This window comes from Pseudomonas mucoides (assembly GCF_015461845.1).
In the GTDB taxonomy this organism is placed as follows: Bacteria; Pseudomonadota; Gammaproteobacteria; order Pseudomonadales; family Pseudomonadaceae; genus Aquipseudomonas; species Aquipseudomonas mucoides.
Genome location: NZ_JACOPW010000001.1, coordinates 1,335,264 through 1,357,189, shown reverse-complemented (window position 1 = coordinate 1,357,189; position 21,926 = coordinate 1,335,264). Strand labels below are relative to the sequence as shown.

Here is a 21,926-nt window from a genome sequence, read left to right as displayed (position 1 = left end):
GCAAAAGGCGCCAAAATCTAACGTTTATGGCAAACTTCGCGCCTATAAACGCCGGCCCCGCGGTTTTGAGCCCTTCAAGGTTCGGGCGGAACGGAATAAAGCGATGCCTGGTTGGCTTCCCGTGACGGGAACAGACCCTTTGTGTGTTGGTACGTCGGTGCCAATGCTTTCTGCCTGAACAGATTAGAGAAACGACCATGCATAACGTCGTCATCAGCGGCACCGGCCTGTACACCCCGGCCAACAGCATCTCCAACGAAGAGCTGGTGCAGTCTTTCAACGCCTACGTGGCGCAATTCAATGCCGACAACGCCGAGGCCATTGCCCGTGGCGAGGTCGAAGCGTTGACCGAGTCCAGCGCTGCGTTTATCGAAAAAGCCTCCGGCATCAAAAGCCGCTTTGTCATGGACAAGGACGGTATTCTCGACCCGCAACGCATGGCACCACGCCTGCCGGAGCGTTCGAACGACGAATGGTCGGTGCTCTGCCAAATGGCCATCGGCGCGGCCGAACAAGCCTTGCAGCGCGCCGGCAAGACCGCCGCTGACATCGACGGCGTGATCGTCGCCTGCTCCAACCTGCAACGCGCCTACCCGGCCATCGCCATCGAAGTCCAGGAAGCGCTGGGCATCCAGGGCTTCGGTTTCGACATGAACGTTGCCTGCTCTTCGGCAACTTTCGGTATTCAGGCCGCCACTAACAGCGTGCAACTGGGCCAGGCCCGGGCCATCCTGATGGTCAACCCGGAAGTCTGCACCGGTCACCTGAACTTCCGCGACCGCGACAGCCACTTCATCTTCGGTGACGCGGCCACGGCCGTGATCATCGAACGTGCGGACCTGGCGACGTCCCAGTACCAGTTCGACATCGTCAGCACCAAGCTGCTGACCAAGTTCTCCAACAACATCCGCAACAACTTCGGCTTCCTCAACCGCGCCGCGGAAGAGGGCATCGGTGCCAAGGACAAACTGTTCGTGCAGGAAGGCCGCAAGGTGTTCCGCGATGTCTGCCCGATGGTCGCCGAGCTGATCGCCACGCACCTGGATGAGAACAAGCTCAACATCGGTGACGTGAAGCGCTTCTGGCTGCACCAGGCCAACCTCAGCATGAACCACTTGATCGTCAAGAAACTGCTGGGTCGCGAGGCCACCGAAGAAGAAGCCCCGGTGATTCTCGACACCTACGCCAACACCAGCTCTGCCGGTTCGGTGATTGCGTTTCACAAGAACCAGGATGATCTGGCTGCCGGTTCGCTGGCCGTGCTCAGTTCATTTGGCGCCGGTTATTCGATTGGCAGCGTGATTCTGCGCAAGCGTTGATCCGAACTTTTTCCGTTGGATAGTAGGAAGTTTCCTACAGTCGAAATAGTCAGGACACTGTAGTTTTCGGAAATGACGGCAGGACTGCGCAACGGGCGAAGTCTTGCCGTCGTCATTTTCGACGTCAGAACAAGGGGATTGATTGATGGCGGCTGACGATTCGCAACTGCTTGCGCGATTACTGGCCGGCGAGCAAAAGGCTTTCAAGGAATTAGTCAGCACTTACCAGAGCGCCATGCGCGCGGTGGCCTATGCGATTGTGGGCAGCCGGCATGCCGACGAAATCGTCCAGGATGCGTGGCTGTCGGTGGTGCGTAACCTGAGCAAGTTCGAGGCGCGTTCGAGCCTCAAGACCTGGTTGCTGACCATTACCGCGAATGCGGCAAAGGGTCGATACAAACAAAACCGTCGTGAAGTGCTCCTCGATGACCTGCCGTCACCCCATGGCACCATCGATGATGATCGTTTCTCGTCCGGTGATGGTCATTGGCTGGTGGCGCCGTTTGCCTGGCACCAGGACACCCCGGAAGCGCTGCTGACCGAAAACGAGCTGCGCGAATGCCTGGAACACACGCTGCTCAGCCTGTCGGAACTGCAAAGCAGTGTGTTATTACTTCGCGAGCGTCAGGGGCTGGAGCTGGAAGAAATCTGTAATCTTCTGGAAATCTCGCTCTCCAATGTTCGTGTGCTGCTGCATCGGGCACGGTTGAAGGTCTTTGCGACCGTAGAACATTTTGAGGAAACCGGCGAATGCTGACCTGTAAGGAACAAGTGGCACGTTCCAGCGACTATCTTGACGGGCAGTTGAGTTTTCGTGAGCGGCTGATGGTGCGTCATCACCTGATGTTCTGCCCTAATTGCCGGCGGTTCATTCGTCAGATGCGGGTGATGCAGGCGACATTGCGCGCCATGCCGGAAGAGGTCGTGCCGGACGCCGATACGTTGGCCGAACGTCTGGCTGCCGAACGTCGCAAGGACATTCCGTAGCCGAGGGGATTGTTGGCGGGGGGCAAGAAACAGGCTCGCGTGGATGAATCGAACGGATGATGGGGATCAACCCATCCACGCCAGACTGTAAAAGCAACCCGGGCTTCCTTGCCCGAGTCGTGTAACGGGGTAAATCAGAACTTTGCTTCGGCATCCAGTTGCAGGGTGTTGATGTCGGAGTCGGTCTTCTTGATGCTGGCGTTGGTGTAGTCGGAGTTAGCCATGAAGTACGTGGCGCCGAGGTTGAAGTTCTTGTCCAGTTCGTAGCTCACTTTCAACTTGCTGCCGCGCGAACCGGTGTAGCCGTTGGCGAAGTCGGAGTCGGTGAACGCGCCAACCACAGAGTTCTGTTGCACGTCGCGGTAGTTGTAGTCCACTGCGAAACCGTAGAGCTTGGTCTTGACGCCGGCCAACCAGCCAGTGTCCTGGTCGTTGCTCGCGTCTTTGTTGTTGACGTACTGGCCGTACAGCGAGAGCGGTACTGGCAGGTTGGTGAAGTCGAGCTGACCAAAACCTTCATACAGCTTGAACGTTTCGCCCGGGCTGTTGCCGTTGACGGCCAAGGCGCATGGCGCGGTGGCGGTGCCAGTGGTCGGGCAGGCGCTGTTGGAGTCGTTGTCGTACGAGTAGATGCTGCCGCCCAACGTCATTTTCATGCTGTCGGTGATGGCAAAGCGCGCACCCAACTGGCCAGCGTACAGGCGCAGGTCATGCTTGAACTGCACGCCTTCGCCGTCGACGTTGTCCTTGAGGGTGTAGTGACCGGCGCTGCCGAACAGTTCGGTGCTGCCGCTCAGCGGGTACTTGTAGGACGCCGACAGGCCTTCCGGGCTGATGTCGCTATCCCAGATGATGTCGCCCATGCTCACCCATTGTTGCGGCATCTTACCGCCAACGAGGTGCAGGTTCTTGATCGCGTCCGGGTGGTAGTCGACGTAACCCTGGTCCAGCCAGATCTGCTTCTTGTCGAAGTAGTTGTTCAAGTCCTGGTTGGTGGAGCGCGCGTCGTCGTTGCTGCCGGTGGCAATGCGGATACCGGTGTCGACTTGCGGGTTGATTTCGCTGTAGGCACCCAGGCGGGCACGAATGCGCTGGCGATCCTGGTCTTTGTTGTTTGGAACGCCATCGTTGTGGACGGTTTCTTCACGGAAACGAACGTCACCCTTGAATTGGGTCTTGGCGGCCCAGGCCAGTTTCTGGTCGAAGGCGCTCAGTGTGTCGGTTTTCTTCGCAGTTGCTGCGATCTGCTCGTTGGTCTCTTGCTGAGCCTGACGGGCGATTTGCTGATCTTTCTGATCCCGGGCCAGTTCGGCTTGCAGTTCGCTGTACTGGGCGTTGGTAATCGAGCCGTTAGCCTTGAGCATGTCGAGCAGTTTGGCGTCGACTGCGGCGCTGGCCGGAATGCTCATGGCCAGCAGCAGCCCGCCACACAGGACCGCCGCAGTTTTCGTGGAAGCAAGACGCATATCAATCTCCGAAGATGAGAGTGGATGGCTGAGCCATCCAGGGCACAACCGACCATTGATGGACGGAAAACAGTGGCCAGGTAATAACCAGGCGCTCTAAAAACAGGCGCCAGTATCGCGATGGTTTATGACAAAGCAGTGGCAAAGTAATGGCGTCTTGATGACGATCCAAAGGCTGTTTGAACTTTTTCATCCCAGGTCTGTCGGCGAAACGCGGGTGTGGAATGGACGGCGATAGGCGATACTCGCGAAGCTTTCACGCAAGAAGTGGAGAGGAAGTTGATGCCGCTGCAACGTTTGAAAAATCTGTCCGAAATCGCACCGCACACTTGGGATGCGCTCGTTCCCGAGCGTCAGCCTTTTCTGCGCCATGCTTTCCTCAGTGCCCTGGAGGACAGCGGCAGTGTCGGTCCGCATTCCGGCTGGCAGCCCGAGCATTTACTGCACATCGAGGGTGATCGACTGATCGCCGCGCTGCCCAGTTACCGCAAATGGCACTCCTATGGCGAGTACGTGTTCGATCACGCCTGGGCCGATGCCTGCGAGCGGGCCGGCATCGACTATTACCCCAAATTATTGACCGCCGTGCCCTTCAGTCCGGTCAGCGGCCCACGCTTGCTGGCGGCCAGTGTCGAGGACGGTTTCGAGCTACTCAACAGCCTGCCGGGCTACCTTGAGATCGAAGGACTGTCCAGCGCGCACATCAACTTCACCGACCCGTTTACCGACGCTGCGTTGAGCGAACAGCCAGGCTGGCTGCAGCGAATTGGCTGTCAGTATCACTGGCAGAATCGCGGCTATCGGGATTTCCAGGATTTCCTCGACGCCCTCAGTTCACGCAAGCGCAAGCAGATGCGCAAAGAGCGTGAGCAAGTGGCGGGGCAGGGTATTGATTTCGAATGGCTTGAAGGTCGGCAACTGGATCAGGCGCAGTGGGATTTCGTCTATGCCTGCTACGCCAACACCTACGCGGTGCGTCGGCAAAGGCCTTATTTGACGCGCGAATTTTTCAGCCTGTTGGCCGAACGAATGCCGGAATCAATTCGCGTGGTGCTGGCCAAACAGGGCTCACGGCCGGTGGCCATGGCCTTCAGCCTGGTGGGCGGCGACAGTTTTTATGGTCGTTACTGGGGCTGCCTGGCGGAGTTTGATCGCCTGCACTTCGAGACCTGTTTCTATCAGGGCATGGACTATGCGATTGCCAACGGCTTCCAGCGTTTCGACGCCGGTGCCCAGGGCGAGCACAAGTTGATTCGCGGCTTTGAACCGGTGATCACGCATTCCTGGCATTACCTGCGTCACCCGGGGCTGAAGGCGGCGGTCAAAGACTTTCTGCAGCAAGAGCGTGTCGGGGTGCTGGCCTATGCCGAAGAGGCGAGGACCGCCTTGCCTTATCGGCAAGACTGATCCTCGTCCGGGGCCTTAAGTGTCTTCTTTACCCAGCCAGCGATAGGTTACACCGCCAATCACCGCACCCAGCAGCGGTGCGACCCAGAACATCCACAGTTGTTGAATCGCCCAGCCGCCGACAATCAGGGCCGGGCCGGTGCTGCGCGCCGGGTTGACCGAGGTGTTGGTGACCGGGATCGAGATCAGGTGGATCAGGGTCAGTCCCAGACCGATGGCGATGGGCGCAAGCCCGGCCGGGGCGCGCTTGTCGGTGGCCCCGAGGATGATCAGGATGAACATCGCCGTCATCACCAGTTCACAGACAAACCCCGCCGCCATGGAATAGCCGCCCGGAGAGTGTTCGCCATAACCATTGGACGCCAGGCCCCCGGCCAGGTCGAAACCGGGTTTGCCGCTGGCAATGAAGTACAGCAATGCGGCGGCAATCACCCCGCCGATTACTTGCGCAATGATGTAGGCCGGCAGTTCCTTGGCCGGGAACCGTCCGCCGACCACCAGTCCCAGCGACACTGCCGGGTTGAGATGACAACCGGAGATATGGCCAATGGCGAACGCCATGGTCAGCACCGTCAAACCAAACGCCAGGGACACCCCCAGCAATCCGATTCCCACATTCGGGAAGGCAGCGGCCAGCACCGCACTTCCACAACCCCCCAACACCAGCCAGAACGTGCCTACTAACTCTGTCGCAGAACGTTTGAATAGAGACATGAGAGCGTGCCCTTTCGAGGTTTTACTGCCTATCGCATCCAGTAGATGGACTGCAGAACCATCTCCAGAACCTTGGCTGAGTACAGCAGGGTTTTTTGAGAATTCCAGTGCCTGTAAAAAACCGCCAGAGCCCGTGGTTGAGAGGCTGTGGCGGTTTTTGGAGTGTAAAAGGTCCCTGTAGGAGTGAACCTGCTCGCGATAGCGGTAGATCAGTCAACAAAGATGTTGAATGTGAAGCCCTCATCGCGAGCAGGCTCACTCCTGCAAAGGAATAGGGGTGGTTTTGGGTTAATCGATTCCTACGAAACCGCCGGTCTGGTGCTGCCACAGCCGTGCATACAACCCGCCATGGGCCAGCAGTTCGGCGTGGGTGCCGGTTTCGGCGATCCTGCCGTTTTCCAGCACCACCAACCGGTCCATCCGGGCGATGGTTGAAAGCCGGTGGGCAATGGCAATCACGGTTTTGCCCTGCATCAGGGTTTCCAGGCTCTCCTGGATCGCCGCTTCCACTTCCGAATCGAGGGCCGATGTGGCCTCGTCCATGATCAGGATCGGCGCGTCCTTGAGCAGCACCCGCGCAATCGCGATCCGCTGACGCTGGCCACCCGAGAGCTTCACCCCGCGCTCACCGACATGCGCATCAAAACCGGTGCGGCCTTCGGCGTCGGACAGTAACGGAATGAACTCGTCGGCACGGGCCTTGTGCACCGCTTCCCAGAGTTCGGCGTCGGTGGCGTCGGGTTTGCCGTACAGCAAATTGTCGCGAATCGAGCGGTGCAGCAGCGACGTGTCCTGGGTGATCATGCCGATGCGCTCGCGCAGGCTTTCCTGGCCAACGTCGGCAATGTTCTGGCCGTCGATGAGGATTCGCCCGCCCTCCACGTCATACAGGCGCAGCAGCAAGTTGACCAAGGTTGATTTGCCGGCGCCGGACGGGCCGATCAGACCGATCTTTTCACCGGCCTTGATGTTCAGGTTGAGGTCGCCAATGATCCCGCTCTTCTTGCCGTAGTGGAAATCCACGTGCTCGAATCGCACTTCGCCGCGAGCGACAGCCAGCGGTTTGGCTTCATCGCGATCGGTCACGCTGACCGGTTGCGAGATGGTCTGCAAACCGTCCTGGACCATGCCGATGTTCTCGAAGATGCCGGTGACCACCCACATGATCCAGCCGGACATGTTGACGATGCGGATCACCAGGCCCGTGGCCAAGGCAATTGCCCCCACCGTGATCAGCGACTGCGTCCACAACCACAGCGCCAGGCCTGTGGTGGTGACGATCAGCAGGCCGTTCATGCTGGTGATCACCACATCCATGCTGGTGACCACGCGGCCGGCCAGTTGCGCCTTCACGGTCTGTTCTTCGATGGCTTCCTTGGCGTACTGCTGTTCGAAATTGGTGTGGGCGAACAGCTTCAGCGTGGTGATGTTGGTGTAGCCGTCGACGATCCGCCCCATGAGTTTGGAGCGCGCATCGGATGACACCACCGAACGCTCTTTAACCCGTGGCACGAAGTAATAGAGCGCACCCATGTACGCGGCGATCCAGCTCAGCAACGGGATCATCAGGCGCCAGTCGGCCTCGGCAAACAGCACCAGCGAACTGATCGCGTAGATCAGCACGTGCCAGAGCGCGTCCACCGCCTGCACCGCCGAATCGCGCAACGAGTTGCCGGTCTGCATGATGCGCTGGGCGATGCGCCCGGCGAAGTCGTTCTGGAAAAAATTGAGGCTCTGTTTGAGCACGTAACTGTGGTTCTGCCAGCGGATCATGCTGGTCATGCTGGGGCTCAGGGTCTGGTGCACCAGCAAGTCGTGCAGGCCCACGAACACCGGGCGCAGGATTAGCGCCACCACCGCCATCCAGGCCAGTTCGATGCCGTGTTCCTTGAAGAAATCGACGTTGGGCGTGCCTTGGGCGAGGTCGATGATGCGGCTCAGGTAGCTGAACAGCGCCACTTCGATCAGCGCACCAAACAGGCCGACGATCAGCAGGGCGGCGAAACTCGGCCAGACCTGCTTCAGGTAATAGGTATAGAAAGGTAGAACCCGATCCGGCGGAGCCGCCGTCGGTGCATCACGAAAGACGTCGATCAATTTTTCAAAACGGCGATAAAGCATCAGTTCTCCGCCCGCGCACGGGCTCTCCTTTGAACAGTGTGAGCGGTGCCGGAGGCCGGCAACCGCTCAAGACTTCCTGTGAAGCTTAGTCGATGACCTTGGCCGACTTGATGAATACAGGATCGGCGGGCACGTCTTTCATGCCGCTTTTGGTGGTGGTCTGGGAATTGACGATGACGTCTACCACGTCCATGCCTTTCACGACTTTACCGAACACGGCATAACCATCACCGCTGTCGAGGAAATCGTTGTCCTTGACGTTGACGAAGAACTGGCTGGTGGCCGATTCCGGGTCAGAGGTACGCGCCATGGACAGGGTGCCACGGACGTTATGCAGGCCGTTTTTCGATTCGTTCTTGATCGGTGCCTTGGTTTCTTTCTGCTGCATTTGTTGAGTGAAACCGCCGCCCTGGATCATGAAGCCCGGAATCACGCGGTGGAAAATCGTGTTGTTGTAAAAGCCGCTGTTCACGTAATCGAGGAAGTTCTTGGTACTGATGGGCGCCTTGACCGGGTCCAGTTCGATTTCGATCTGGCCGTTGGTGGTGTCCAGCAAGACGTGCGGTGCCTTGGCTGGCGTGGCAGCCATCAGGTTGGCGGCAAACAGAACGGAACCGGCGACGAGGGCGATTTTTTTCAGCATGGGTCAGTGATCCTGATTGGGGTGGTATCGACTGCGGTGAGAAACTCGAGCAGTGTTTGGTTGAAGCGTTCGGGTTGGTCCAGCGGGGTGGCGTGGCGCGAATCGGCGATCACCACCAGCCGCGCATCGGGCAGCAGTTTTACATAGGTTTCCTTCAGCGCTACCGGCGTGTAATCACGGTCGGCGCTGACGATCAGGGTTGGACAGGCAACCTTCGAAAGTCGTTCCTGAACCCCCCAGCCAACGATGGCATCGAAGCTGGCGAGATAAGCATGTTTGTCGTTTTTTGCCCAGCGCTCGGCCATCTTTTGACGCAAATCAGCTTGGTCCGGATTCGGGAACAATTTGCCGCCGAGGGCCTTGCCGATGGTGCCCAGGCTGAGGACGCGCATCAGGCTCCAGCGTTTGAACCACTGCCAGTAATCGTCGCGACTGCGCAACTTGACCTCTGGCGCGCTGTTGACGATGGTCAGGCTTTTGAGCAGATGCGACTGGTCCACCGCCAGTTGAAAGCCGATCATGCCGCCCATCGACAGCCCCACGTAATGCACCGGGCCGAGGTTCAGATGTTCGATCAGCGCGACCAGGTCGGCGCTGAAACCGGCAATGCTGTAACGCTCGCGGGGTTTGTCGGAGCGACCATGGCCGCGCACATCCGGGACGATCACCCGGTAGCGTGTGGACAGCGCCGGGATCTGCATTTCCCAGTCCAGCGTGCTGGACCCCAGTCCATGGACCAGGAGCAATGGCGTGCCATGGCCATATTCCTCATAGTGCAGGTTGCAACCTTCATGTTCGAAATAGGCCATGCATTCACTCCTTGTCAGGCTTGTTCAGGGGCGGCGAAAGGCGCGTCCAGCGGTGCGGTGTCGAAGGTGCGTAGCAGTTCGATGAGAATCTGCGTCGCCGGTCCCAAGGGTTTGTCCTTGTTCGAATACAGGTAAAAGCTCGGGTTGCGACTGCCGCCCTGATCCAACGGTAGCAGCTTGAGCGTGCCTTCCTTGAGTTCCCGTTCAATCATGTGCCGTGGCAGCCAGGCGAACCCCAGGCCGCTGCTGACAAACGTCGCGGCGGTGGCCAGGCTGCCGACGGTCCAGCGCTGTTCGGCGCCGAGCCAGCCGACGTCGCGCGGCTGCTGCCGACCGGAGTCACGGATCACCACTTGCATCTGGCTTTCCAGGTCCTGGAAGTTCAGCTCGCGGTTGAGGCGGTGCAGCGCATGGTCGGGATGGGCGACCGCGACGAATTCGACATCGCTCAATTCCGCGCCCAAATAGCCTGGAATGCTAAAACCGGTAATCGCCAGGTCGGCCACGCCTTCGAGCAGGACTTCCTCAACCCCCGACAGTACCTCTTCACGCAGGCGGACCCGGCAGCCGCGGCTCTGCGGCATGAACGCGGTCAGGGCGCGCACGAGGCGGGCGCTCGGGTACGCCGCGTCGACCACCAGCCGCACTTCGGCTTCCCAGCCTTGTTCCATGTGATGAGCCAGGTCTTCCAGTTGGCTGGCCTGCTTCACCAGTTGCCGTGAGCGGCGCAGCAATACGCCACCGGCTTCGGTGAGCACGGCTTTGCGACCGTCGATGCGCAACAGCGGCACGCCTAGCTGGTCCTGCATGCGCGCCACGGTGTAGCTCACCGACGATTGCGAACGGTGCAGCGCTTCGGCGGCCTGGGCGAAACCACCGTGGTCGACCACGGCCTGCAATGTTCGCCATTGATCAAGGGTCACGCGGGGCGCTTTCATGAATAGCTCCTCTTGTCCTAAGCTGGCAGCCCTTTATGGAGACTGCTGAATGAATAAATTCTGTTGTGTGCTGCTGGCGATGCTGCCGCTGACGGCGTTTGCTTATCCGATTGATGTGCAGAAAGACCTCAACGGCTTGAAAGTCGACTACGAGACCTTCGACACGGATAACGACATCGGCTCTATCCGGGTGGCTAACTACGGCGACGTCGATGTCAGCTGCAAAGCGGTGTTCATTAATGGCCCGGAAGCGCCACGCACCCGCAAGATCGATGTACCGGCGGGCAAGCATAAAAATGCCACCGCGAAGTTCACCCGCAGCATTATCAAGCTGCGTATCGAGCTGACCTGCACCCCGAAATGAATTCAATTCCTTGTAGGTGTGAGCCTGCTCGCTTCTACAAGGTATGCTCAGCTTATAAACGAATTTATTGATGGGTTATAGCGGTTATTTGCGCTTTTTCATCGATATGACTCTGTTTAACCTTCACTCCATCGCCTTACAGCATTCTCAGATGGAGCCTACATCCCATGTCACGCGTTCTGATCATCGAAAGCAGCGCCCGTCAGCAAGACTCGGTTTCCCGTCAACTGACCCAGACCTTCATCAGCCAATGGAAAGCCGCGCATCCGGCCGATCAGATCACCGTACGTGACCTGGCCGTCAATCCGGTGCCGCACCTGGACATCAACCTGCTGGGCGGATGGATGAAACCGGCCGAGCAACGCAGCGACATCGAACAGGCTTCGCTGGAACGCTCCAACCAGTTGACCGATGAGCTGCTGGCCGCCGACGTGCTGGTCATGGCCGCACCGATGTACAACTTTGCCATCCCCAGCACGCTCAAAGCCTGGCTTGACCATGTGCTGCGTGCCGGCGTGACCTTCAAGTACACCGACACCGGCCCGCAAGGCCTGCTCAGCGGCAAGCGTGCCTACGTGCTGACCGCTCGCGGCGGGATCTACGCCGGTAGCACGGCGGATCACCAGGAACCGTACCTGCGTCAGGTCATGGCGTTCATCGGCATCCACGATGTGACCTTTATTCACGCCGAAGGCATGAACCTGGGCGGCGACTTCCAGGAGAAGGGCCTGAACCAGGCGAACGCCAAGCTTGCCCAGGTCGCCTGATCTTTTAATCGCCAGATAATCACCGGATGGTCTAGTGACCTGGCGCAACCCCTTCAAGGCTTTACGCGCAACGAACCTCCCTTTGCACTTGTTGCTCCTGAGTGCTGTCGCCCGATTGAACGCTTTAGCGAGATCGGGCTTTTTTTTGCCCGCGATTTAATAAACATCCAAATCCCCTGTGGGAGCGAGCCTGTTCGCGATACCAGGCAAAACCCGTTATCGTCGCCGCCATTCAAAACGAGGCGAGCATGGGCTATCTACTTTTTGTCACGCTGATCCAGGCGTTTTCCTTCAGTTTGATCGGCGAATACCTGGCCGGTCACGTCGACAGCTATTTCGCAGTGCTGGTACGGGTCGTGCTGGCGGGGCTGGTGTTCATCCCGCTGACGCGCTGGCGTTCGGTGGAACCGGCGTTCATGCGCGGGATGCTGTTGATCGGTGCGTTACAGTTCGGCGTGACGTACGTGTGCCTGTACCTGAGCTTCCGCGTGCTGACGGTGCCGGAAGTGTTGCTGTTCACCATCCTCACGCCATTGCACGTGACCTTGATCGAAGACGCGCTGAACCGGCGTTTCAATCCGTGGGCATTGATCGCCGCGTTGGTGGCGGTGATGGGCGCGGCGGTGATTCGCTACGACCGGATCAACCCGGATTTCTTCATGGGGTTCCTGCTGCTGCAACTGGCCAACTTCACCTACGCTGCCGGGCAAGTACTTTATAAACACCTGGTGGCGCGCTATCCGAGTGATCTGCCGCATTACCGGCGTTTCGGCTACTTCTACCTTGGCGCATTGGCCGTGGCGTTGCCGGCATTCCTGCTGTTCGGCAAACAGAACTTCCTGCCCGAAGCGCCGCTGCAATGGGGCGTGCTGGTGTTCCTCGGCCTGGTCTCGACCGCGCTGGGATTGTATTGGTGGAACAAGGGCGCATGCATGGTGAACGGCGGAACGCTGGCGGTGATGAACAACCTGCATGTGCCTATGGGGTTGCTGATCAATCTGCTGATCTGGAATCAGCATGAGGCGTTGGGACGGTTGTTTCTCGGCGGGTCGGTGATTCTGATGGCGGTGTGGATCAGTCGGTTGGGTGTCCGCAAACCACTGACCACCACATAACCCCTGTAGGAATGATGCGCATTACTTCTCGGCCAACTGCTCCACCAAAAACTCAATAAACGTCCGGGTCTTTTGCGGGACCCGACGTGCCGAAGGGTACACCGCGTTAATCGTGATCGCGGGTGCCTGCCATTCGCACATCACCGGCACCAGGCGGCCGGCCGCCAACGCATCCTCGACAATGAAATTGGGCAACAGGGCGATACCCATTCCGGCTTCGGCGGCCTGAGCGAGCAAGTCGCCATTGTTGGCATGCAAGGGCCCGGTTACGTTGACCCGTTGAGTTTCCTTGCCATTGCACAGCTGCAGGCTGACGCCACTTTGCAGATACCCGTAGTTGAGGCACTGGTGGGCGCGCAAGTCTTGCGGGGTCTGCGGTGTGCCAGCGCGCGCCAGATACGCCGGGGACGCCACCATGATGCGCGGGGCCGGCGCGAGTTGCCGGGCGATCATCGTCGAGTCGGGCATGCTTGCAATGCGGATGGTCACGTCGAAACCACCGCGCACGGGGTCCACCTGCTGATCGCTGAGCACCAGTTGCAACTCGATGTTCGGGTGCTGCTCATGAAACAGGGGTATCAGTGGCCCCAGTCGGCGCAAGCCAAAGGACATCGGCGCGTTGACCCGCAACACCCCACGCAACTCGCCAATGCCGTTACGCGCACGCTGTTCGGCCTCATCCAGCGAGGCCAGCACTTCGCGTGCTGCATCGAAGTATTCGGCGCCAGCCTCGGTCAAGTGCAGGCTGCGGGTGGTGCGCTGCAGCAGTTGCACGCCGATGGCTTCCTCCAGCGCCTGAATCTGTTTACTGACTTTTGATCGCGGCACATCCATTGCCCGTGCAGCCGCGGCGAAACCGTTCTCGCCGACCGTGACGACAAAGGCGCGCATACATTCGATGCGATCCATGATTGTCCCTATTTTAGAATCAATGATTCTCGATTTTAGGGAATTGTCCCCTTCTTTGCTAGCCCTTAAAGTGACATCCAAGCCGACGACAACGCCGCAGACGGCAACGTCGACTCACCCATTACTCACTTTGAAATCGACATCAAAAGGAACGCGTCATGTCTATTCGTGAACTGCTCAACCCAACCAACTCCGCCCTGATCCTGATCGACCATCAGCCACAAATGGCGTTTGGCGTGCAGTCGATCGACCGTCAAACGCTGAAGAACAACACGGTAGGCCTGGCCAAGGCTGCCAAGATCTTCAACGTGCCGACTATCTACACTTCGGTGGAAACCGAAAGCTTCAGCGGTTACATCTGGCCTGAATTGCTGGCGGTTCACCCGGAGCAAAAGCCGATCGAGCGCACCTCGATGAACTCCTGGGAAGACAAGGCGCTGGTTGACGCGGTGAAAGCCACCGGCCGCAAAAAACTGATCATTGCCGCGCTGTGGACCGAGGTCTGCCTGACCTTCCCGGCACTGGAAGCGTTGGCTGAAGGTTACGAGGTGTACATCGTGACGGACGCTTCCGGCGGCACCACCAAAGAGGCGCACGACATGTCGGTGCAGCGGATGATTCAGGCGGGTGCGGTGCCGGTGACCTGGCAACAAGTGTTGCTTGAGTACCAACGTGACTGGGCACACAAAGACACTTACGAAGCGGTGATGGAGTTGGTGCTGGAACACAGCGGCGCCTATGGCATGGGCGTGGATTACGCTTACACCATGGTGCACAAGGCACCGCAGCGGCAGGTCAAGTAACCCGCCAATCTCAAAAACGATGCAAACCCCTGTGGGAGCGAGCTTGCTCGCGATGACGGAGTGTCAGTCGAAATGAATATTGACTGTCACACCGCTATTGCGAGCAAGCTCGCTCCCACATTGGTTCAGTGGTGTTTACATGATGTGTTTATCGGCGTCGGGAATGTGGCTTGCACCCAGCATCGCCGGCAGCAACCCCGCACGCATATCCCCACCGCTCGGCTGCTGATAAAGGCTCAACCCGAACTCCGGCAGCACCGCCAGCAGATAGTCGAAAATGTCCCCCTGAATCCGCTCGTAATCCGCCCACGCCGTGGTGCTGGTGAAGCAGTAGATTTCCAGCGGAATACCCTGCGCGGTGGTCTGCATCTGCCGCACCATGCAAGTCATGCCGGGCTGAATCTCGGGGTGACTCTTCAGGTACGCCAACGCATACGCGCGGAAGGTCCCGATGTTGGTCATCCGCCGACGGTTGGCGGACATGGCCGCCACATTGCCTTGTGCTGCGTTCCAGGCCTTGAGTTCGGCCTGCTTGCGACCGATGTAATCGGTCAGCAAATGCACTTGCGACAACTTCTCTTCTTCGTCATCGCGGATGAATCGCACGCCGCTGGCATCGATGAACAGGCTGCGCTTGATCCGTCGACCGCCGGATTGCTGCATGCCGCGCCAGTTCTTGAACGACTCGGACATCAGGCGCCAGGTCGGGATCGAAACAATCGTCTTGTCGAAGTTCTGCACCTTCACCGTGTGCAACGTGATGTCGACCACGTCACCGTCGGCGCCGACCTGCGGCATCTCGATCCAGTCGCCTACCCGCAGCATGTCGTTGCTGGTCAGTTGCACGCTGGCCACGAACGACAGCAGCGTGTCTTTGTAGACCAGAATAATCACCGCCGACATGGCACCCAGACCCGACAGCAGCAACAGCGGCGAACGGTCGATCAGGGTGGAGACGATGACGATCGCACCCAGCACGTACAAGACCATTTTTGTCAGTTGCACGTAGCCCTTGATCGAGCGCGTGCGGGCGTGTTCGGTGCGCGCGTAGATGTCCAGCAAGGCGCTGAGCAGGGCGCTGATCGCCAGCAACAGGAACAGAGTGGTGAACGCCAACGCCACATTGCCGAGGAAATTCAGGCTGGTCTTGCTCAGCTCCGGCACCAGGTGCAAGCCAAATTGAATCACCAGTGACGGCGTCATCTGCGCGAGGCGATGAAAGACCTTGTTGTGCCGGAAGTCGTTGATCCAGTGGAGCGCCGGTTGGCGGCCGAGTATTTTGGTCGCGTGAAGAATGAGGAAACGCGCCACTCGTCCGAGGACCAGTGCAATGACCAGCAACAACATCAGCGCCAGGCTTGAATGCAGGAGCGGGTGCTGATCGAGGGCACCCCAGAGGTCTTGGGCGTTGAGCCAGAGCTGTTTGATATCCATGGGCTAAAACGATTCTCCGGAAGGACACGATCGGGCGATTAGAGCATTTAAGAGGGTTTGGATGACGTTTGAAGACAAATCAGGCAACAAAAAGCCACTGTTTATCGTCGTTTTCGTAAAGAAACTCGGCCTGAGCGCTCGAAACCGTTACCCTATGCAGCTGTTTTTTTGTATTTCTTCGAGGTAGCACCCGTGTTTTCCCAATTCGCCCTGCACGAACGCCTGCTCAAAGCCGTGGCCGAGCTTAAATTTGTCGAGCCAACGCCAGTGCAAGCAGCGGCTATTCCGCTGGCGCTCCAAGGGCGTGACCTGCGGGTGACTGCGCAAACCGGTAGCGGCAAAACCGCTGCCTTCGTCTTGCCGATCCTCAACCGTCTGATCGGCCCGGCGAAAGTCCGCGTCAGCATCAAGACCCTGATCCTGCTGCCGACCCGCGAGCTGGCTCAGCAGACCATCAAGGAAGTGGAGCGCTTTGCGCAGTTCACGTTCATCAAGTCCGGCCTGATCACCGGCGGTGAAGACTTCAAGGTCCAGGCCGCCATGCTGCGCAAGGTGCCGGACATCCTGATCGGTACGCCGGGCCGGATGATCGAGCAACTGAACGCCGGCAACCTTGACTTGAAAGAAGTTGAAGTGCTGGTCCTCGACGAAGCCGACCGCATGCTCGACATGGGCTTTGCCGACGACGTACAGCGTCTGGTAGCTGAATGCACCAACCGCCAGCAGACCATGCTGTTCTCCGCCACCACCGGCGGTTCGGGCCTGCGCGACATGGTGGCCAAGGTGTTGAACAACCCTGAGCACCTGCAGGTCAACAACGTCAGCGACCTGAACGCGACCACCCGTCAGCAGATCATCACCGCTGACCACAACGTGCATAAAGAGCAGATCCTCAACTGGCTGTTGGCCAACGAGACCTATCAGAAGGCCATCGTGTTCACCAACACCCGGGCCATGGCCGACCGCATCTACGGTCGTCTGGTGGCGCAGGAATACAAAGCGTTCGTGCTGCATGGCGACAAAGACCAGAAAGACCGCAAGCTGGCCATCGACCGCCTGAAGCAGGGCGGCGTGAAGATCCTCGTTGCCACCGACGTCGCCGCCCGCGGCCTGGACGTGGATGGCCTGGACCTGGTGATCAACTTCGACATGCCGCGCAGCGGCGACGAATACGTTCACCGTATCGGTCGTACCGGCCGTGCCGGCAATGAAGGCCTGGCGATCTCGCTGATCTGCCACGGCGACTGGAACCTGATGTCGAGCATCGAGCGCTACCTCAAGCAGAGCTTCGAGCGCCGCACCATCAAGGAAGTCAAAGGCACCTACGGCGGACCGAAAAAGGTCAAGGCTTCGGGCAAAGCCGTTGGCGTGAAGAAGAAAAAAGTCGACGCCAAAGGCGACAAGAAGAAAACCGGCGCCAAGGCACCGACCAAGCGCAAAATCGCCAACCGCCCGAAGACCGACGCTCTGTCGCTGGTCAGCAAGGACGGCATGGCGCCGCTCAAGCGCCGCAAGCCGGAAGCGCCAGCTGCTGAATAAGCCGTTGTCGTGACCCAAAAAAACCGGACGGATGTCCGGTTTTTTTATGCGCGGGATTTGTCGGTTGATCAGCTCTCGGCCTTCTTGTCCGCCGTCTTCAGTTCCTTCAAGCGCTGATCAATCAGCTGGCACTTGTCCGGCAAATCCTTGCTCGCTGTGCCCAGGTCCATCTTCTGCAGCTCGGCATTGATCTCTTTGGCTTTGGCCGGATTCTGCTCGGTGAGCTTGGCCACTTCCTGGGCCAGTTGCTCGCGCTTGGCGGTGGCTTCCTCTGGGGTGCAGGCCCAAACGGGGAGGGCGCAGGCGAAGGTGGTGACGAGGGTGATGTTCAGCAGGGTTTTCATAAGTGAGCCTCAGTTCCGGTTAAGGCGGGTTAACCGGTTGAGGGTTGATGGCCTGGAAAAGTTCAGCTAATTGACCACCGCGTCTTGGGTGCTACTGGTCCTTTATGGCGATGCACATGTCCATTTCCAGTACACCGCTGTTCTCATCATAAGAAATCTCCACCGGGTAGCGTTCAAACCCAGGACGCTGGTCGTAGGCCAATCCGCTTTGCGGCATCCACTGCCCACAGAGTTCACCCCAAGCCGCCGGGATTTCACTGGCCGGGCCTTTGAAGTGGGCGACAGCGTAGCGGCCGCCGGGCAGATTAGTGACGGCAAACGGGTATTTCGGTTGGAAGTCGGCGGGCACTTCGACGCAGGCGTCGTAGCGGCAGTATTGCGCGGGTGTGGTGCTTGGGTCGTCGTGGCCGATGCCGTAGCGCACGCGGTTGAGCAGGTTGTTTTCGATCATCCACGGGGCGACGGTTTCGCGCCAGAAGGTGCCGATTTCCGGGCCGTAGGGGCCGGTGTAGCGCAGGTAGGCGACTCGGGCTGGGGGGAGGGTTTTCAGGGTGACGTTCATTGTCTGGGGCCTTGGAGTCTGGTTCGTTTGAAGGAGCGGTGGCTGGGCGGGGCTCATCGTCGGAACGCCGCCCGGAGCAAGCTCGCTCCCACTGGGGATTTTTGGTGTTTTGAGATTGTGTGTTTGGCACCCATCCACTGTGGGAGCTGGCTTGCCAGCGATGGCCGCGCCTCGGTCTCTGAAGGCTAGCCCCCATGGCAGCAGCTGGCTGCGGCCTTTTCTTCATAGCGGTCGTGATGCCGCACCCATTCCATGATCTCTTCTTCGTTGCGGCCCTTGGGCGTGAGGTCGAGGTAATTGTAGGCGCCGACCAGCATGTCGAGACCCCGCGCATAGGTGGAATAGGTATGGAAAATGTCGCCGGCTTCATTGCGATAAAACACGCTCAAGCCTGGGAGTTCTTCTTCGGCCCCATCAGTTTTTTCGTAGTTGTAGGTGGCTTTACCGGCGGCGACCTCTTCGGCCCGCGCAGAGACGCCGAAGTCGTAGTTGAAATCGCAACCCTCTGACGACACCCAATCGAATTTCCATCCCATGCGCCGCTTGAAAGGCTGGAATTCGGCGAACGGTGCGTGGGAAACCGCCACGACGGCGATGTCATGGTGCGCCAGGTGTTGGTTGGCGCCGTCGATGTGGTCGGAGAGGAACGAGCAGCCTGGGCAGCCTTCGTCCCATCCGGCGGCGAACATGAAGTGGTAGATCACCAATTGGCTACGACCGCCAAACAGGTCGGCCAGTTTCAGTTCGCCGTGGGGGCCTTGGAAGTGGTAGTCCTTGTCGATTTTCACCCAGGGCAGGGCGCGACGTTCTGCGCTGAGTTTGTCGCGCTCCTTGGTGAAGGCTTTTTCGTGGGCCAGGTGTTGTTTGCGCGCGGCGAGCCATTCTTCGCGGGACACGACGGGATGATGCTGAATGTTCATTGGCTTTTCTCCTGCGGGGGGCGGGGAGGTGACTTACACAGCCTAGTCGTTTGACCTGTGCCGGATTCGACATACCGCCGGTCGGTGCTGTTCAGCGCTCCGGCTGAACGGCTGCGAGCGGTACCGGTCACAACTTAAGAAGGCCATCACAATCACGCGGTCTGGAGGTTGAATCAGGATGACGACTTATAACTGGGATTTGATTGAACGCTTGCTGCACGAAGTGCAAAACGGTGCCAGCAGCTTCACGCCACGGCCCTATGCCGAGCAGTACGTGGCGGAGAAAACGGCGGAAGGCGAGCAGACGGAAAACCTCGATCACCTGAAAGCGGTGGCGGGTGAGTACGAAAAGCTGCTGCTGGCGCGTGGATACATCGAACCGCGGCCTGAGGATCAGGGCGGTTCCGGCTCGAATTACATTCTGACGCCGCGCGGCTCCAGTTTGTTGAGCCTGATCGACAGCAGCATTCCTGGGAATGACCATCCGCGTCAGGTGCTTGATGAGCAGGAAGATGCGCTGGATGCAGTGACGTTTGATGAAGTGGCGTCTAAAGCGCAGATTGCCTGAAGCCCACCACAAACTAATGTAGGAGTGAGCCTGCTCGCGATTGCGGTGTATCAGTTAACAGTAATTGACTGGTGTACCGCAATCGCGAGCAGGCTCACTCCTACGGGGGACCTGTGCCGGATTAGGATTGTTTGGCGGCTTTCAGGCACTTGAGGTCGTTGAAGTCTTTTCTCACGACTCCGATTTTCTTCAACAACCGCTGACGCTGGGCCGGTGTGCTCTCGGCCATCAAATCCACGATCAACCCTCGCGCCTGAGCCTCGGTATTGGCGTAGGCCTGACGATAGGCTGGCGTCCACAAGCTCTCGCGATTGACCAGAAGTGTCTCGATTCTCTGTGGGAATTCGGGACTTTGGCGCTGGGCAACCGCCGCGCTGAACTGCGTCTGCCAATGCGCGCGGTTGGCGATCCATTGAGTGTTCTGATCACCCAAGGCCTTTGACCAAGTGACCACCCGTTGCTGCTGGGTAGGGCTTAGTGGGCCGAGCCAGTCATCCAGACGTTTTTCCATGCGATCGGCTCGTTGCTTGATCTGCTGATCGAGAGGGGGCTTGAGGTATTCGACCTGCCGTTTGCGCTGGTCTTTGGCGAAAGCGTCGTTCATTTCCGCGACTTGTTTGTCGTCCAGCCCCTGCAGCAACTCGATGGCCGACGGAGTAATTTCCCGCGCGGTCTGGGCAATCGCGGCTTTGGCTTCCTCGGTGCGGATTTGCAGGGCGTCGTCGGTGACCTGGTTGGTTTCGACCATGGTTTGCAGGCGATCCAGCCAATCCAGATACCCCGGCAGTTGTGTGCTGCAGTGCCAGCTCAGGTGCTCTTTGAGGCGCTCGTTGAACCAGCCTTTTTGCTCGCCGTTCATGTCCAGATAGTCGCTGAGTGTCCATGGAATGATCACGTCGAGGTTGCGGTAGGCCAGGCCCACCCGGCTGCATGCGCCAAGGACGAGGCTCAAAATGATCAAAGCGGCGAAGCGAATTAGCCAGCGCGACATGGGCGGATCCTTGCGAAAGCCTGGGTATTCATGTGAACGCAAGATGAGCCCGGCAGTTCAGCCGTTCAATAAAACGCGTGTTCAGCCTTGAGAGTTACCAACCCGTCGCATTGGCCGTTGTGCCCGGAATAGGCTGAACAGTTGCTGCCGCTGAGGTTGGAGTCACTGTAGATGAGGTCCAGATCGATGCCCATGAATGGCCGGGAAAGTTGCACCGACCAGTCGGTAAAACTGTCGACGTACCCACCGTCGACCGACACCGGGGTGTAGAGCTGGTGGGTGGTGTATTTCATGCTGATCCCGATGCCGAACGGCTGGTTGCCTCCGAGGTCGGCGAACAGCGTTCTGTTCAGCTTGTCCGGGTCGTTGCTGAAGGCCGCGCCAAATCGGCTGCCGAGCAGGGTCAGGCCGCCGAAGAGCTCCTGGCTGTCGAGGGTGTCCACTTTCGGATAGCTGTAGTGGATCATGCCGACTTCGTAGCCGAGGGTTTGATCGAAGGGCTGTTTAAATCCCGCGTAGGAATCGACTTCGAGGTTTTTGCCCGGACTCAACCCCATGCTCGGTGCCCATTGGCCGACGTAGAAGCCACTGTCGTGGGTCAGGTCTAGGCCGCCATGGAATGAGCCGGTGCTGGAGGGTTTGACCAGCCCCTGGGCCATGCTGCGGCTGGGCGTGGTGCCGAGCTTGAGGTCGAAGTCGCCCAGTTCACGCTGGAAGATTTGCGCATTGGCGAGCGGACAGGCGAGCACTGTACAGAGCAGCAGGAGAAAGGGTTTGAGCATGCGTCACTCCATTGACAGCGAGGAGCAGGGATCGGGAACCTACTGGAACGCTTGTTCTAGACGTGTGCAAGGATACCGGCGAATGCTCGGCATTGAGGGCCGTTCGTCGTTTTCTGAAATTTAGAGGGGGTTGGCGGGGTGTTGCGAGAGGGTTCCAGTCCAAGCGCTTCGAAGCTCAAAGCGCTTTGGGACCAGTTAAAGCAGGGTGTTACTTCTTGCCGAGCGTGATCTGCTTGGACGGGCCGAACGTCTGGCCGCTGACGCCTTTGGCAATTTGCTGGATTTCACCACCGGACTTGAGGAACGCAGCAATCTGGTTGTTGATCGATTCGCTGGTTTCAACGGCTGGAGCTGGCTTTGCTTTGCTGTTGGATGCTTTTACACGCATGGCGGCCATTAACCTGTAGAAAATTAACTTGGCCAG

General features: G+C 58.8%; 23 protein-coding genes and 1 pseudogene. 10 read left to right on the top strand and 14 right to left on the bottom strand.

Annotation, left to right across the window (positions count from 1 at the left end; all coding sequences use genetic code 11):
• Positions 1-197: 197 nt before the first annotated feature.
• The 3 genes from H8F22_RS06410 to H8F22_RS06400 all read left to right on the top strand — a co-directional run bounded on the left by H8F22_RS06410 (position 198) and on the right by H8F22_RS06400 (position 2,306).
• The gene (locus H8F22_RS06410; protein WP_027925840.1) at positions 198-1,319 is read left to right on the top strand and encodes a beta-ketoacyl-ACP synthase III; all 1,122 of its coding nucleotides are present in this window, start codon (positions 198-200) and stop codon (positions 1,317-1,319) included.
• A gap of 142 nt (positions 1,320-1,461) precedes the next feature.
• Complete coding sequence (locus H8F22_RS06405) at positions 1,462-2,076, top strand: RNA polymerase sigma factor (RefSeq protein ID WP_194939850.1); 615 nt, start codon at positions 1,462-1,464, stop codon at positions 2,074-2,076.
• Positions 2,070-2,306, top strand: coding sequence for an anti-sigma factor family protein (locus H8F22_RS06400; RefSeq protein ID WP_027925838.1), 237 nt, complete (start codon positions 2,070-2,072; stop codon positions 2,304-2,306). Before H8F22_RS06405 ends, H8F22_RS06400 begins: the two co-directional genes overlap by 7 nt.
• Positions 2,307-2,440: 134 nt before the next feature.
• Here H8F22_RS06400 and H8F22_RS06395 read toward each other — a convergent pair whose 3' ends face one another.
• Positions 2,441-3,772 (bottom strand): putative porin, encoded by a 1,332-nt coding sequence (locus H8F22_RS06395; protein ID WP_027925837.1) that lies wholly within the window; start codon positions 3,770-3,772, stop codon positions 2,441-2,443.
• A 282-nt stretch (positions 3,773-4,054) separates the two neighbouring features.
• Between H8F22_RS06395 and H8F22_RS06390 the strand changes: the two genes are divergently transcribed.
• Entirely contained in the window at positions 4,055-5,179 is a 1,125-nt protein-coding gene (locus H8F22_RS06390) for a GNAT family N-acetyltransferase (RefSeq protein ID WP_059181417.1), read from the top strand.
• A gap of 15 nt (positions 5,180-5,194) precedes the next feature.
• Here the strand turns inward: H8F22_RS06390 and aqpZ are convergent, their stop codons facing one another.
• The 5 genes and pseudogenes from aqpZ to H8F22_RS06365 form a co-directional block, all read right to left on the bottom strand.
• Positions 5,195-5,893: an aquaporin Z gene (aqpZ, locus tag H8F22_RS06385; protein ID WP_027925835.1), complete on the bottom strand. Its 699-nt coding sequence runs from the start codon at positions 5,891-5,893 to the stop codon at positions 5,195-5,197.
• Between the two features lie 288 nt (positions 5,894-6,181).
• Positions 6,182-8,014, bottom strand: coding sequence for an ABC transporter ATP-binding protein (locus tag H8F22_RS06380; RefSeq protein ID WP_027925834.1), 1,833 nt, complete (start codon positions 8,012-8,014; stop codon positions 6,182-6,184).
• A gap of 85 nt (positions 8,015-8,099) precedes the next feature.
• Positions 8,100-8,657 carry a peptidylprolyl isomerase gene (locus H8F22_RS06375; protein ID WP_059181415.1) on the bottom strand — a complete coding sequence of 186 codons (558 nt, stop codon included), beginning with the start codon at positions 8,655-8,657 and terminating at the stop codon, positions 8,100-8,102.
• 3 nt (positions 8,658-8,660) lie between these two features.
• Positions 8,661-9,466, bottom strand: a pseudogene (locus H8F22_RS06370) (alpha/beta fold hydrolase).
• A 14-nt stretch (positions 9,467-9,480) separates the two neighbouring features.
• On the bottom strand, positions 9,481-10,404 hold the full coding sequence (locus H8F22_RS06365; protein WP_027925831.1) for a LysR family transcriptional regulator: 924 nt from the start codon (positions 10,402-10,404) through the stop codon (positions 9,481-9,483).
• Positions 10,405-10,453: 49 nt separating this feature from the next.
• Here H8F22_RS06365 and H8F22_RS06360 point away from each other — a divergent pair, with 49 nt between their 5' ends.
• From H8F22_RS06360 to H8F22_RS06350, 3 genes are all read left to right on the top strand, one after another.
• Entirely contained in the window at positions 10,454-10,768 is a 315-nt protein-coding gene (locus tag H8F22_RS06360; protein ID WP_027925830.1) for a hypothetical protein, read from the top strand.
• A 167-nt stretch (positions 10,769-10,935) separates the two neighbouring features.
• On the top strand, positions 10,936-11,535 hold the full coding sequence (locus H8F22_RS06355) for an FMN-dependent NADH-azoreductase (protein ID WP_027925829.1): 600 nt from the start codon (positions 10,936-10,938) through the stop codon (positions 11,533-11,535).
• A gap of 248 nt (positions 11,536-11,783) precedes the next feature.
• The gene (locus tag H8F22_RS06350) at positions 11,784-12,650 is read left to right on the top strand and encodes a carboxylate/amino acid/amine transporter (RefSeq protein ID WP_059181414.1); all 867 of its coding nucleotides are present in this window, start codon (positions 11,784-11,786) and stop codon (positions 12,648-12,650) included.
• A gap of 21 nt (positions 12,651-12,671) precedes the next feature.
• On the opposite strand, the gene H8F22_RS06345 is transcribed toward H8F22_RS06350, so the two are convergent.
• Positions 12,672-13,559 carry a LysR family transcriptional regulator gene (locus tag H8F22_RS06345; RefSeq protein WP_059181413.1) on the bottom strand — a complete coding sequence of 296 codons (888 nt, stop codon included), beginning with the start codon at positions 13,557-13,559 and terminating at the stop codon, positions 12,672-12,674.
• 158 nt (positions 13,560-13,717) lie between these two features.
• On the opposite strand from H8F22_RS06345, the gene H8F22_RS06340 reads away from it, so the two are divergent.
• A complete protein-coding gene (locus H8F22_RS06340; RefSeq protein WP_027925826.1) occupies positions 13,718-14,362 on the top strand; it encodes a hydrolase in 645 nt (214 codons plus the stop codon).
• Positions 14,363-14,497: 135 nt separating this feature from the next.
• On the opposite strand, the gene H8F22_RS06335 is transcribed toward H8F22_RS06340, so the two are convergent.
• On the bottom strand, positions 14,498-15,796 hold the full coding sequence (locus H8F22_RS06335; protein WP_027925825.1) for a mechanosensitive ion channel family protein: 1,299 nt from the start codon (positions 15,794-15,796) through the stop codon (positions 14,498-14,500).
• A gap of 192 nt (positions 15,797-15,988) precedes the next feature.
• Here H8F22_RS06335 and H8F22_RS06330 point away from each other — a divergent pair, with 192 nt between their 5' ends.
• Positions 15,989-17,335, top strand: a complete 1,347-nt coding sequence (locus H8F22_RS06330; RefSeq protein WP_027925824.1) for a DEAD/DEAH box helicase — start codon at positions 15,989-15,991, stop codon at positions 17,333-17,335.
• 68 nt (positions 17,336-17,403) lie between these two features.
• Here H8F22_RS06330 and H8F22_RS06325 read toward each other — a convergent pair whose 3' ends face one another.
• The 3 genes from H8F22_RS06325 to H8F22_RS06315 all read right to left on the bottom strand — a co-directional run bounded on the left by H8F22_RS06325 (position 17,404) and on the right by H8F22_RS06315 (position 19,161).
• Positions 17,404-17,679 carry a hypothetical protein gene (locus H8F22_RS06325; RefSeq protein ID WP_027925823.1) on the bottom strand — a complete coding sequence of 92 codons (276 nt, stop codon included), beginning with the start codon at positions 17,677-17,679 and terminating at the stop codon, positions 17,404-17,406.
• 91 nt (positions 17,680-17,770) lie between these two features.
• Positions 17,771-18,241 (bottom strand): AraC family transcriptional regulator, encoded by a 471-nt coding sequence (locus H8F22_RS06320; protein WP_194939849.1) that lies wholly within the window; start codon positions 18,239-18,241, stop codon positions 17,771-17,773.
• 185 nt (positions 18,242-18,426) lie between these two features.
• Positions 18,427-19,161 (bottom strand): DUF899 domain-containing protein, encoded by a 735-nt coding sequence (locus H8F22_RS06315; protein ID WP_194939848.1) that lies wholly within the window; start codon positions 19,159-19,161, stop codon positions 18,427-18,429.
• A 178-nt stretch (positions 19,162-19,339) separates the two neighbouring features.
• Here H8F22_RS06315 and H8F22_RS06310 point away from each other — a divergent pair, with 178 nt between their 5' ends.
• Positions 19,340-19,729, top strand: coding sequence for a hypothetical protein (locus H8F22_RS06310; RefSeq protein ID WP_027925820.1), 390 nt, complete (start codon positions 19,340-19,342; stop codon positions 19,727-19,729).
• Between the two features lie 121 nt (positions 19,730-19,850).
• On the opposite strand, the gene H8F22_RS06305 is transcribed toward H8F22_RS06310, so the two are convergent.
• The 3 genes from H8F22_RS06305 to H8F22_RS06295 form a co-directional block, all read right to left on the bottom strand.
• Positions 19,851-20,720, bottom strand: a complete 870-nt coding sequence (locus tag H8F22_RS06305) for a DUF6279 family lipoprotein (RefSeq protein WP_194939847.1) — start codon at positions 20,718-20,720, stop codon at positions 19,851-19,853.
• A gap of 65 nt (positions 20,721-20,785) precedes the next feature.
• A complete protein-coding gene (locus H8F22_RS06300; RefSeq protein ID WP_027925818.1) occupies positions 20,786-21,502 on the bottom strand; it encodes a TorF family putative porin in 717 nt (238 codons plus the stop codon).
• A 208-nt stretch (positions 21,503-21,710) separates the two neighbouring features.
• Positions 21,711-21,899 (bottom strand): hypothetical protein, encoded by a 189-nt coding sequence (locus H8F22_RS06295; RefSeq protein ID WP_017337097.1) that lies wholly within the window; start codon positions 21,897-21,899, stop codon positions 21,711-21,713.
• Between the last annotated feature and the right edge of the window lie 27 nt (positions 21,900-21,926).